The sequence below is a fragment of the Ornithinicoccus halotolerans genome, assembly GCF_009602535.1.
Taxonomy (GTDB): Bacteria; Actinomycetota; Actinomycetes; order Actinomycetales; family Dermatophilaceae; genus Ornithinicoccus; species Ornithinicoccus halotolerans.
The window spans coordinates 1-11,984 of sequence record NZ_WIQI01000087.1; the positions used below are offsets into that span (position 1 = coordinate 1).

Annotated in this window: 9 protein-coding genes and 1 pseudogene; 5 read left to right on the forward strand and 5 right to left on the reverse strand. The window is 69.7% G+C overall.

Annotation, left to right across the window (positions count from 1 at the left end):
- The 5 genes and pseudogenes from GFJ45_RS12665 to GFJ45_RS12685 form a co-directional block, all read right to left on the reverse strand.
- Positions 1 to 189: pseudogene (locus GFJ45_RS12665) on the reverse strand (glycosyl transferase); the annotation flags it as partial.
- The gene (locus GFJ45_RS12670; protein WP_153397772.1) at positions 186 to 1,202 is read right to left on the reverse strand and encodes an ABC transporter ATP-binding protein; all 1,017 of its coding nucleotides are present in this window, start codon (positions 1,200 to 1,202) and stop codon (positions 186 to 188) included. The gene GFJ45_RS12670 and the pseudogene GFJ45_RS12665, both read right to left, overlap by 4 nt.
- A complete protein-coding gene (locus GFJ45_RS12675; RefSeq protein ID WP_228386964.1) occupies positions 1,189 to 2,106 on the reverse strand; it encodes an ABC transporter permease in 918 nt (305 codons plus the stop codon). The genes GFJ45_RS12670 and GFJ45_RS12675 overlap by 14 nt, the downstream gene beginning before the upstream one ends.
- Positions 2,103 to 3,365 carry a nucleotide sugar dehydrogenase gene (locus GFJ45_RS12680; protein WP_153397774.1) on the reverse strand — a complete coding sequence of 421 codons (1,263 nt, stop codon included), beginning with the start codon at positions 3,363 to 3,365 and terminating at the stop codon, positions 2,103 to 2,105. The genes GFJ45_RS12675 and GFJ45_RS12680 overlap by 4 nt, the downstream gene beginning before the upstream one ends.
- Complete coding sequence (locus GFJ45_RS12685; protein ID WP_228386967.1) at positions 3,355 to 4,920, reverse strand: glycosyltransferase family 4 protein; 1,566 nt, start codon at positions 4,918 to 4,920, stop codon at positions 3,355 to 3,357. Before GFJ45_RS12685 ends, GFJ45_RS12680 begins: the two co-directional genes overlap by 11 nt.
- Before the next feature lie 273 nt (positions 4,921 to 5,193).
- On the opposite strand from GFJ45_RS12685, the gene wecB reads away from it, so the two are divergent.
- From wecB to GFJ45_RS12710, 5 genes are all read left to right on the forward strand, one after another.
- Complete coding sequence (wecB, locus tag GFJ45_RS12690; protein ID WP_153397778.1) at positions 5,194 to 6,282, forward strand: non-hydrolyzing UDP-N-acetylglucosamine 2-epimerase; 1,089 nt, start codon at positions 5,194 to 5,196, stop codon at positions 6,280 to 6,282.
- Between the two features lie 143 nt (positions 6,283 to 6,425).
- A complete protein-coding gene (locus GFJ45_RS12695) occupies positions 6,426 to 8,159 on the forward strand; it encodes a glycosyltransferase family protein (RefSeq protein WP_228386968.1) in 1,734 nt (577 codons plus the stop codon).
- A gap of 150 nt (positions 8,160 to 8,309) precedes the next feature.
- Entirely contained in the window at positions 8,310 to 9,110 is an 801-nt protein-coding gene (locus GFJ45_RS12700) for a hypothetical protein (protein WP_153397780.1), read from the forward strand.
- Between the two features lie 19 nt (positions 9,111 to 9,129).
- Positions 9,130 to 11,325 carry a glycosyltransferase gene (locus tag GFJ45_RS12705; protein ID WP_153397782.1) on the forward strand — a complete coding sequence of 732 codons (2,196 nt, stop codon included), beginning with the start codon at positions 9,130 to 9,132 and terminating at the stop codon, positions 11,323 to 11,325.
- Between the two features lie 101 nt (positions 11,326 to 11,426).
- A partial coding sequence (locus tag GFJ45_RS12710; RefSeq protein WP_153397784.1) for a hypothetical protein occupies positions 11,427 to 11,984 on the forward strand: 558 nt, incomplete at its 3' end.

Here is an 11,984-nt window from a genome sequence, read left to right on the forward strand (position 1 = left end):
GGTGGCGCGGGGCACCTCGACTGGCAGCAGGCCACGGATGCCGACGGGGCGGGTGAGGCCGTAGTCCGCGAACGGTGCTGCGTAGGTCACCTGCCATCCGGCCTCCAGCAGCGCCGTGATCTGCCGGTGCCGGATCCGGGCGTCATCGGGGTGATGCACGACCGTGACCACGAGCGCTGTCCGGCTCACTGCTCGTCCTGAGATTCCCCGTCAGCCTCGCGCCCGGGCTGACGGCCGTCACGCCGATCCTGCGGCCGTACCCGCCGGTTGCGCTTCTTGGCCGCCGAACTGGCGTGGACCCGCGGCCGCCCGCGGCCCCGGCCCCGGCCACCGCTGGCTCGCGCACGGCCCTGGCTACGTCCGGAGACCGCCCGACTGTAGGCCGGCAATACCTCGTTGGGCTCACCATCCATGACGAGCTGGCCCTGCTCCAGCCAGAGCACCCGGGTGCAGGTCTGCCGGATGGTGTTGTTGTTGTGGCTGACCATGAACACCGTGCCGGCCTGATCCCGCAGTTGCTTGACCCGCTCAGCGGCCTTGGCCCGGAACTGGGCGTCACCGGCCGAGAGAGCCTCGTCCACCACGAGGATGTCCGGGACAGCGGCCGTGGAGATGGCGAACCGCAACCGAGCTCCCATACCGGAGGAGTAGGAGCTCATCGGCAGGTCGATGAAGTGGCCGATGTCGGCGAAATCGACGATCTCGTCGAACCGTTCCCGTACCTGCGCCTTGGTCAGGCCCAGGGCCTGGCCACCGATCATCACGTTGCGGGCGCCACTGACCTGGCTCACCAGCGCGGCGTTCACCCCGAGCAACGCCGCCCGGCCGCCCAACCACACCTCGCCGCCGTCGGGCGGGATGAGTCCCGCCACGGCGCGCAGCAGCGTGGACTTGCCCGAGCCGTTGCGTCCGACGATGCCGATGGACTCCCCTCGACGTGCCACGAAGGAGACGTCCTTCACCGCGTGGACCCGGCGGACACCTCCAACGTTGCGACTGCGCTGGGTCAACCGGTTCAGCAGAGCGGCCGGTTCGGCGTTGTCGCCGTCGTCCTGCCCCTTGTTGGAGCGGGCCCGTCCGGCCCCGAATACCCGGTAGATGATGTCAAGGTGGGACACCACGACCGTGGGCTCACCCGGTTCACGCTGCTGACCGGTGGGGTCCTGGGCGTGCGCGTCGGGCGAGTGCTCAGGCACGCCCATACCCGGCCTCCCCGCGCCAGAACACCACGATGCCCACGGTGAGCAGGAGCACCGCCCACCCGCTGGCGAACGCCCACGTCTCCCACCGCATCGGCACCTCCCCGAGCAGCGTCTCGCGCACCATCGTCAGCGACACGGCAACCGGCTGGTAGACGAGCGCGTCGGCCACCGGACGGAGCTGCTGGCCGTACTTCTCGACGAGCAGGTCGCCATAGGTGGCCACGCTGAAGAACACGCCGGAGGTGTAGCGGAGCATCCTGGTGATGATGGGCACCAGGTTGGCCAGGTCGCGAGCGCCGTGCACGAGCCGGGCCGACATCAGGCCCATGCCGGCGGTCGTCACGGCAACGATGAGGATGGCCACCGGGAACAGGAGCCATGACAGCTGCGGGCGCTCGCCGGTGAGCAGGGCGATCACCACGAGGACCAGGAACGCGGGCATCGAGGCGAGTAGCTCGGCGAGGACCACGGACAACGGCAGGATCGCCCGGGGGAAGCGCAGCGCTCGCACCATCGCGACGTTGCCCACGAGCGACTTCGCTGCGTAGTTCCACCCGGCCGACATGTACAGGAAGGTGAACAGGCCGATCGTGAGGAACCCGACGAAGTTCTCCACGCCTCGCCCGGTGCCCAGGAGCAGCCCGAAGATGAGGAAGTAGGCGAAGGCGAGGAGCAGCGGATTGAGGACCGCCCAGAGCTGGCCGAGGTAGTTGTTCTGGTGCCGCGCCACGGAGTCCGCAGCGGACATGGTGAGCAGGAACGACTTGTGGCGCCACAGGTCCTTCAGGTAGCTGCCCAGGGTCGGACGCACACCGACCTGTTGCAGCCCGTACTGCTTCGCCAACCGACGGGCCTCTTCCCGGGACATCGCCGGCGGCGGGCTGTGGGGACCGGTGAGGGTCACAGCCGGTGGACCTTGGCGCCTTCGGGAGCCACGCCACGGGTGTCGAAGAAGCGGGTCGCGGTCTTGGCCAGTAGGTCCACGTCATACTCGCGATGGTTCTGGACCAGCACCGTCAGGTCGGCCTCGGCCACCCCGGCGGTCGGGTCCTCCACCCGCACCGCCTGCCCACCCAGCGGCCCCCAGGAGGGGACGTGCGGGTCGTGGTACTGGACGTTGGCGCCCTTGGCCAGCAGCTGCCGCGCCAGCGGCACCGCCGGCGACTCGCGCTGGTCGGCGATGTTGGGCTTGTAGGTCACTCCCAGCAGCAGCACCGCGGAGCCCTTCAACGGCTTGCCGTCCTCGTTCAGCAGGTCCTGCACTCGCTGCACCACGTAGGCCGGCATCTGGGAGTTGATCTCCTGGGCCAGCTCCACGAACCGGAACGGGTAGCCCAGCCGGGCACGCACGTTGTGCGACAGGTAGTTCGGGTCGATCGGGATGCAGTGACCGCCCACCCCCGGCCCCGGGTAGAACGCCTGGAACCCGAACGGCTTGCTCTTCGCCGCGTTGATCACGTCCCACAGGTCGATGCCCAGCTCGTGACAGAACCGGGCCATCTCGTTGACCAGCGCGATGTTGATGTGACGGTAGGTGTTCTCCAGCAGCTTGGCCGTCTCCGCCTCCCGGGTGCCCTTGGCCCGCACCACCTGCTCCACGAACACCCCGTAGAACTCCGCGGCCGCCTCCGCGCACGCCGGGGTGTGTCCCCCGACCACCTTCGGGGTGTTCTTGGCCCCGAACTTCGCATTGCCCGGGTCGATCCGCTCCGGCGAGAACGCCAGATAGAAGTCCACCCCGGCCACCAGTCCGCCTGCCTCCAGCCGCGGCCGCACCACCTCATCAGTGGTTCCCGGGTAGGTCGTGGACTCCAGCACCACCAGCATCCCCGGCCGCAGCTGCCGCGCCACCGCGTCCACCGCGGCCTCCACCGCCCGCAGGTCCGGCCCCCCGTCCTGGCTCAGCGGCGTCGGCACACAGATCACCGCCGCCGCGGCCTCGCCGAGCCGGGACTCATCCGTCGTCGCCTCAAACCCCCCGGCCACCATCTGCGCCACGTCCGCATCCGAGAGGTCATCGATGTGCGACCGGCCCGCGTTCAGCTCATCCACCACGTGCTGGTTGATGTCGAACCCCAGCACCTTCCGACCCGCCCGGGTCGCCTCCTGCGCCAACGGCAACCCGACATAGCCCAACCCGATGATGACGGCGTCAACTGCCACGTGAGAACTCCTCGGAATCGTTTCGGTGGAGGCCGCTCCAGCCGTAGGCGGCCAGCTGACGGGGGACCAGCGCTGCCCATGTCCGCTCCCGGGCGACCCACGCGCGTGCGTCCGCGCCCATGCTATGAGCGCGCTCCGGAGCATATCCCAGATGGGCAAGAGCGTCGGCCCACGCGTGCGGGTCGTCGGCGGTGACCACCTGCCCGTAGCGGCCGGGCTGCACCGTCTCCACGAGCGGCGGTAGGTCGCTGGCAACGACTGGCAGCCCGGTGGCCATCGCCTCAAGCGGCTTCAGGGGTGGCACGAGCAGGGTGACGGGCGTGGCTCGCCGGGGCACGCAGAACACGTTCATCGCGGCCAGGTGGGCACGCACGTCGGGGTGTGGAACCCGGCCCGTGAAGATCACGCGCTCACCCATCGGCTCGGCAAGCGCCTGCAGCGACGAGCGGGCTGGCCCGTCTCCGACGACCAGCAGCCGGAACCGGGGGTCGTCGAGGTGGACGAGCGCCCGCACCAGGACGTCCACGCCCTCGTACTCGTTGAGTGTGGTGGCGGTGCCGAGAACCACGTCATCGGGCCGCAGCCCCCAGCGGCGACGCACCTGCGCACCGTCGGCGACCGGCCGGGCGAACCCTCGAGACACCCCGTTCGGCACGATGTGGACCCGAGAAGGGTCCACTCCGCGGGCCACGATCTCTCGGCGCATGGTCTCCGACAGGGTGATCACGGCGTCGGCCAGGCCCATGCAGGCAGTTTCGGCGTCCCGGGACCAACGGTAGAGGTCGGTGTCGGCGCTGCCACCTCGGGAGCGCCAGGTCTCCTCGAGGAAGCCGCGCACCTCATAGACCACGGGTAGCCCCGTCCGCCGGCCCGCCGCGAGCGCCACCTGGCCGTTCTCGTGCTTGCTGTGGGCGTGCAGCACCTCCGGCTGCAGCCGCTCCAGCAGTCGGAGCAGCTCGGTGACGGCCCTGTCCTGCAACGCGCGGCTCGGCATCGGCAGCCGCCCGGCCGGCAGCAGCCGATGGTGCGGGACTCCCGCGACGTCAACCTCCGGCGCGGCCGTGAGGAAGCCGCTGTCGACGGGGAACCCGAGCCGAGTGACGACATGCGGGTCCAAGCCGGCCTCGCGCTGGCCCTCAGCGATGCCCTGCGTGCGCACGGTGTACCCGGCCTGCACCTCCGGCAGGGCGTTGCTGACCACGTGCAGAACCCGTCCGGTCCGGGCCGAGCCCCGGTGCACCGGGCCGGGCTCAGGCAGGTCGTCCAGCAACCTGTGCTGTAGCACCTCCTGCTCTCCTCTGAGCCGGCGGCCCAGTGCCCGTCCTCCCGGACCGGGTGTCCGGTCCGCGAGCGCGACCGCGCGACGCAGGTCGCCCCGCGCCGCAGCCACCTGCGCGAGGAGCCCGCGAGCGGTCCGGTCGTCCCGCTCGAGCAGCCCGAGGGCACGTTCGGCCAGACCGAGCTCGCCGAGGGTGATGGCCGCCGCCGCGACTCGGCGGGCAAGCGGCGCCGAGGGTCGATGAGGGGCCGCCCGCTCGAGCGCGGCTTCCAACACCGAACGAGCCCGTCCGTGGTCTCCGGCGGCAGCATGCGCCAGCGCTGCCACATGTGGACGGTGGCGGGCCATCGTCGGGGCGTACATGGCCCGCCGCACCGGCGCTGGCGCGACCCGCAACGCCACTGAACCGGCCTTGCTGCGCGCTCGGCCCGCGTGCCGCAGCAGGACCGATGTCGTGACGGGGAGGTTGCGGACTCCTCGGCTTGCGCGAGCCGAAGCAGCTGCCATGCCTCCCATGACGGGCGAGCCTAACGTGGCATCCTTGAGCGCATGCCCGCTCTGATCCTGCACGTCACTGGTGCTCGACCAAATTTCCCGAAGGCGGCTCCAGTGATCGCCGCCTTGCGGGATCACTCCGTCGAGCAACTGCTGGTGCACACCGGTCAGCACTACGACGAGCGCATGTCCGAGGTGTTCTTCCGACAGCTTGAGATCCCCGAGCCGGACGTGAACCTCGGCGTCGGGTCTGGCAGTCATGGGGCGCAAACCGCCGCGATCATGGCCGGGCTCGAGCCGCTCTTCGCCGAGCGCCGCCCCGACGTCGTGGTGGTCTACGGGGACGTCAACTCCACAGTCGCAGCGGCCTTGGTCGCCGCCAAGATGGGCATCCCTGTGGCCCACGTGGAGGCGGGGCTGCGCAGCTTCGACATGACGATGCCGGAGGAGATCAACCGCCTGGTCACCGACCGGCTCTCGGATGTGCTGCTGACCACGAGCGTCGACGCGGTGGCGCACCTCGCACGCGAGGGTGTCGCACCGGGCAGCATCCACTTCGTGGGCAACCCGATGATCGACACGCTGCTCCGGCACCGGGACAAGTTCGACGCGGCGGCAGCGCGTCGCGACCTCGGACTCGAAGGCGACTACCTCGTCGCGACGCTGCACCGGCCGGGCAACGTCGACCGGCCCGAGGACGTGGCCGAACTGGTCGAGGCGGTGCACCGGGTCGCTGACCAGGCCCAGCTGGTGATCCCGTTGCACCCCCGGGGCCGGGCGCGGCTGGAGAGCGCCGGCTTCCTCGATCACCCCGCCATCCGAGTCGTCGAACCGCTCGGCTACGTCGAGTTCCTCGGTCTGGTACGCGGCTCGCTCGCCGTCATCACCGACTCCGGAGGCGTGCAGGAAGAGACCACCGTGCTCGGGGTGCCCTGCCTGACGTTGCGGCCAAACACCGAGCGCCCGGTCACCATCACCGACGGGACGAACCGGCTGGTCGGTCGGGACACCCTCCCGGATGCCGTCGCGCAGGTGCTGGCCACGGGTCCGTTGCAGGACTGGCCCGTGCCACCGCTGTGGGACGGCGCGTCGGGCCCGCGGATCGCCCGCATCCTGGCCGCGGCGAGCGGTGTCGACAGGTGAGCGCTGAGCGGCTGCCCGCTCGGCTGCAGACGACCGGCACCAGAGCCATGCGGTACGCCCGCCGCCTGGTTCGGGACCCCCGCGCCCGTCGGGACGTGCCGCGTCGGCTGCGGAGACGCGTCACGCGCACCCGGGAAGCACTCGTGCGACCCAAGCTGCCCGCGCTGCCTCCCCCGGAGCTTCCGGACGGGCCGGTCCTGCGCCCGGGGCTGCGGGTCGCGGTGATCCTGGATGCATTCTCCTCACTCGCCTTGCGCTACGAGTGGGACCAGGTCGAGGTGACTCCCCAGCTGTGGCGCCAGGAGCTCAGCGCGCGGCCTCCGGACCTGCTCTTCGTGGAGTCCGCCTGGAACGGCAATGACAAGGCGTGGCGGCTAGCGATGTCAACGGCCCGCGGGCCCAGCCCCGAGCTGCGCGAGCTCGTCACGTGGTGCCAGGACAACGGCATCCCGACAGTGTTCTGGAACAAGGAGGACCCCCCGAACTACGACCGGTTCATCGAGACGGCAAGGCTGTTCGACCATGTCTTCACCGTCGATGCCGAACGTCTCGCCGCCTACCGCGAGGACCTCGGGCATGACCGGGTCGGCCTGCTGCCCTTCGGGGCCCAGCCACGGATCCACAACCCCGTGCGGCGCGGCCTGGACGCCGAGCACGACGTCGCGTTCGCCGGCAGCTACTTCACCGAGAAGCACCCCGAACGTCGGGAGCAGATGGACTACCTGCTCGGTGCGGCACTCGAGTTCGATTTGCACATCTACGCGCGGATGGCCACCGGGGACCCCCGCTACAGCTACCCCGAGCACTTCGCCCGCCGCATCGTCGGGACGCTGCCCTACGAGCGGATGCTCAGCGCGTCGCACGCCTACAAGGTGTTCCTCAACGTGAACTCCGTCACGCGATCACCCACCATGTGCGCACGCCGGCTGTTCGAGCTCTCGGCGGCACAGACACCGGTCGTGTCCGGGCCCGCCGCCTCCATCGCACCGTTCTTCGGGGACGACGTCACGGTGGTCTCCGACCGTGACGGTGCAGCGCTGGCGCTGAAGGCCCTGCTGCGGCACCGGGAGCTGCGCGACCGGATCGCGCTACGCGCCCACCGACGGGTCTTCGACCAGCACCTCTACCGCCACAGAGTGAACGACGTGCTCAGGACCGTCGGGCTGCCCGAGTACCACCTCGACGCCAGCGTCTCTGCAGTGGTCCCGACGATGCGTCCGCAGCAAGTGGATCACGTCCTTGACTTCGTGGCCTCGCAGGCACACCCCGATGTGGAGCTGGTCCTGGTGACCCATGGCTTCGAGCTGCCAGAGACGGAGCTGCGTGCCCGGGCCGCGGACTTGGGGGTGGACTCGGTGACGGTCCGTCGAGCGAGTCGCGACCAGACGCTCGGGGCCTGCATGAATCTCGGCGTGCAGGCAGCCTCCGGACGGTACGTGGCCAAGATGGATGACGACAACTACTACGCCCCGCACTACCTGACTGACCTGCTGCGCGTCTTCGAGTACACCGACGCGGCGGTCACCGGCAAGTGGGCCCACTACGCCTACCTGACCGCCTCCGGCGCCTCCCTTCTTCGGTTCGCTGAGGCAGAGCACCGCTTCGTGGACCTGGTCCAGGGCGGCACGATCCTGACGGCGCGTTCGACCGCCCGCGACGTCGCCTTCGAGGACCTTCCCCAACGCGTGGACACCACGTTCCTGGCCAAAGTCCGGCGCGACGGCGGTCTGGTCTACTCGGCCGACCGCTTCAACTTCGTGTCGGTCCGCAACGCCTCGCCCGACGGGCACACGTGGCCCATCACCGACCAGGAGCTGCTGGCACGGTCGAGCCAGCTGGTCTGTTACGGGGAGCCTCGGGAGCACGTGACCGTATGAGGGCAGCAGCCCCCACCGCGACCTCTCGGGCGCGGCCGAGGCGTCGTGGATCGCCCCTGCAGCGTCCGCTACGGTTGTGCGAGCACGAACGCCCGTCGGGCGCTCCATCCGCAGCTCGGACTTGACAGCGCAGGCAAGGAACCACCCCGGATGAAGAAGCAGTACCTCACCTCGAGGCGTGGGCTCGCCTACCTCGCCTGCGGCGCTTGGGTCAGCGTGGCCCTCGGGGCGACGACCTACGGCCGCGAGAACATCGTGCTGGCGTTGCTCACCGCCCTGGCCGCGTTCGCAGCCCTCACCCTGCTGAGCTACGGGCTGTTCATCGTCGAGGTCCGTACCAACAGCCTCGTGAAGTCGGGGCGGCGGCGCTCATACAGCGCACCGCCGCGGCGAACGGAACCAGCCCCCAGCTCCCCGACCGCGCCAGCGACTCTCGCGACGGCTGGCCGCGCCGCCGCACTCCCGGTCGTCGCCGAGGGCGGGCAGCGAGACCTCTGGGAGAGGGTCAACCGCCACCCCGGCGCTGCCCGCGTGGCGGGCGTCCTGAGCCCTACGGGACTGCCGGAGGCCGCTGCGGTGTCAGTCGATCCGCTCGTCCCAGGCTACGCAGCTGCCCAGCTTGAGGGCGGCGGCTACCAGGCGGTGCTGATCGATCGCAGCGCCCTGCACGACGGTCCGTGGCGGGGCACCGAGAGCGCGGCCGGCGTCGACCTCGCCCGCCAACTGGCCGATCTGGCCGTGACCGCCCGCCGTGCCGGCGTGCCCGTTCTGATGATCGACACCCCCGACGTAGCGGACGTGAACACCGATTACGTGAAGGGTCACGTCGATGTCCTGTTCCCGGTCGATTCGGCCGACTTCCCGCCCGAAGGGGCCGCGCCCAGCGCGCTGATGGCCTCCCTGCAGGCGCTGGCCACTGACCGGTTCGGGATGGAGCAGTCCGTTGGGTGAGGCAGGGGATGCTGAGTACGTGGCCCTCCTCTATGGCGACGCGAATCTCAACATCATCGACGGCTCGTCAGTCTGGATGCTGTCGATGGCAGAGTGTCTGGTGCGGGCGGGGATGGACGTGCACATCCTTCTCAAGGCTGACATCGCCAACGACCGCCTCACCAAGACGCTGGAGGAGACACCGGGGGTCACCCTCGTCCCCGCCTTCGAGACGCCCCAGCAGGAGGGGGCGACGACCCGTACCCTGTCCGCGTCGGCCGCCGTCACCCGGCTCGAGCGCCTCGCCCAGGAGCTGAGGGCCGACCTGGTGGTATGTCGCGGCCTCGCGGTGTGCGCGGAGGCGGCCCGCTCGGAGCCCTTGCAGGACCTGCTCTGGGCCTACGTCACTGACGTACCCCGCTTCGAGCACGACGGCTACGCCGATAAGGTGCAGCTGTTGCGCAGCGTTGCCGCCAGCGCCAAGCGCCTGTTCGCCCAGACCGAGGACGCCCGCTCCTACATGGAGGCGCTCGCTCCGGAGGCCGCCGGCAAGGTCGTCCGGCTCAACCCGATGATTCCGGACTCCCTGGTGCACACCCCTGCGGAGCATCAGGTGAGGGCACCGGACGGGCCGCTGCGGATGGTGTACTCCGGGAAGTTCGCGGCGGACTGGCACACCCTCGAGATGGTCGATCTACCAGATCGCCTCGCATCGGTGGGTGTGGAGACAGAGCTGACGCTCATCGGTGACAAGATCCAGGGCCATACCGTGTTGACCGACTGGCCGGAGCGCATGCGTCAGGCGTTGGAGGCTAGCCACGGGGACCCTCGCGTGCGGTGGCTGGGGGGAATGCCACGAGAGGCAGCGGTTCGAGAGGCTGCCGACCATCACGTCGGGCTCAGCTGGCGCTCCAAGGCTCTGGACTCCAGCCTAGAGCTCTCCACGAAGCTGCTGGAGTACGGCGCAGTCGGCGTCGCACCGGTCCTCAACCGCACGGCAGCTCACGAGTCACTCTTCGGAGCTGACTACCCGCTGTTCGTCGACGATGACGTTGAGACGGTACTAGCCCGTGCCGCCCGGGACCGTTCCCTGATCGAGCAGGCGCAGGCACGAGCGAGGGCAGTCGCCCAGGACTTCACGGTCTCCCGCACCGCTGACCGCCTCGGCGCCTACTTCCGACGGGTCCTGCCGGCACGAACCGCTGCGCGGCGCACGGACGCGGCAGGTGCGGGGAGGGCTGAGACGACCGTGGTGGTCGCGGCTCATGACTTCAAGTTTGCTGGCGAGCTGATCGACGGTCTGTCCTCGACGCCCGGCGTGAAGGTCCACCTAGACCGGTGGCAGAGCCTGCACCAGCGCGGTCCCGACACCGAGGAGCTCGCGAAACGAGCCGACGTCGTGCTCTGTGAGTGGGCCGGCCCCAACGCGGTGTGGCACAGCCGACGACGCGCACCGGGACAGCGGCTGGTGGTTCGCTTTCACGGCTTCGAGATCCGGGGCCCGTGGCTCCCCGACATCGACATCGACGCCGTCGACCGTGTCGTCTTCGTGTCCGAGGCTTACCGCCGCCAGGTCGTGACAGCGACCGGGTGGCCCGAGGACAAGACCACCGTGATCCCGAACTCGGTCGACATCGCCGACTTCTCACGTCCGAAGCTGTCCGACGCACACTTCCACATCGGCTTGGTGGGCATCGTTCCCCTGTTGAAGCGGCCGGACCGCGCCGTGGAGCTCATTGAGGAGCTCCTGCGCCATGACGAGCGTTACGTCCTCCACATCAAGGGACGTATGCCGTGGAGCTACCCGTGGGAGTGGCGCAAGGTACTGCACCGTGACGCCTACGAAGCGTTGTTCCGTCGGATCGGCTCCGATCGGCTCAGACCACATGTCGCGTTCGAGGGCTTCAGCCCCGACATGGCTAACTGGTTCCGGCGCATCGGCTGGATCCTGTCGCCCAGCGTGCGCGAAAGCTTTCACATGGCAGCCCTGGAGGGCATGGGTTCGGGTGCCGTACCCCTGATCTGGCGCCGCGAGGGCGCTGCGGAGATCTTCAGCGATCGGTGGGTCGTGGACGATGTGGCCGCGGCCGCCAACCGCATCCTTTCCTTGCAGGCTGAGGACGGCGCGTACGGGGAGGAGAGCCGGGCAGCCAAGCGTTACGCCGAAGGGTTCGACGCACCGCAGGTGACCGAGGCGTGGCGAGACCTGCTCCTGGACCGCCTGCGCCCGGGATGAGGCCGCTCGACACGGGATGAGTCCCCACGTGGCTTCCCCCTCGCATCCACGACAACCGGACCGGCCGTCACCACGGTCAAGCCGCCCCGACGAGGAGACACATGAGTATTCTGCTGCTGAGTCATCAGCGTTGCGGTTCCAGCGCGCTGACCCGCTTCATGGCCAAGGCCTGCGGTGTCACGGCGGCGATGGAGCCGTTCAACAAGCGCGTCCTCAGCAAGACCTTCCCGGAGTGGGAGAGCGCCTCCCACACGGAGCTCGCGGCGCACTTCGACGCCGGGCTGCGGGCCAAGCGGGTCACGAAGCACATCTACGGTCAACACGATGCCCCGATCGACCAGTTGCTGATCGAGAGCCCCGCGGCCGAGCGCCTGGTGCTGCTGTGGCGCGAGGACGTCGAGGCTGCCGCGCTGTCTAGTCTGATCGCCCGGGCCACCGGCACCTACCAACGCCAACCGGAGGATGAGGGCCCGATCCGGCGCATCCCCCCGCACCGGGTGCGAGCCCTGGCGGGCGAGATGCGCTCGCACTTCGAGCGGACCCGCTCGCAGGCCGAGGCCTCCGGCAAGCCGCTGCGGTCCGTGAGCTATGAGAGCGTCTATCAGGAGGCCGAGGAAGATCGGAGGCGGGCGTTGCGTGAGCTGCTGGCGTTCGTGGAG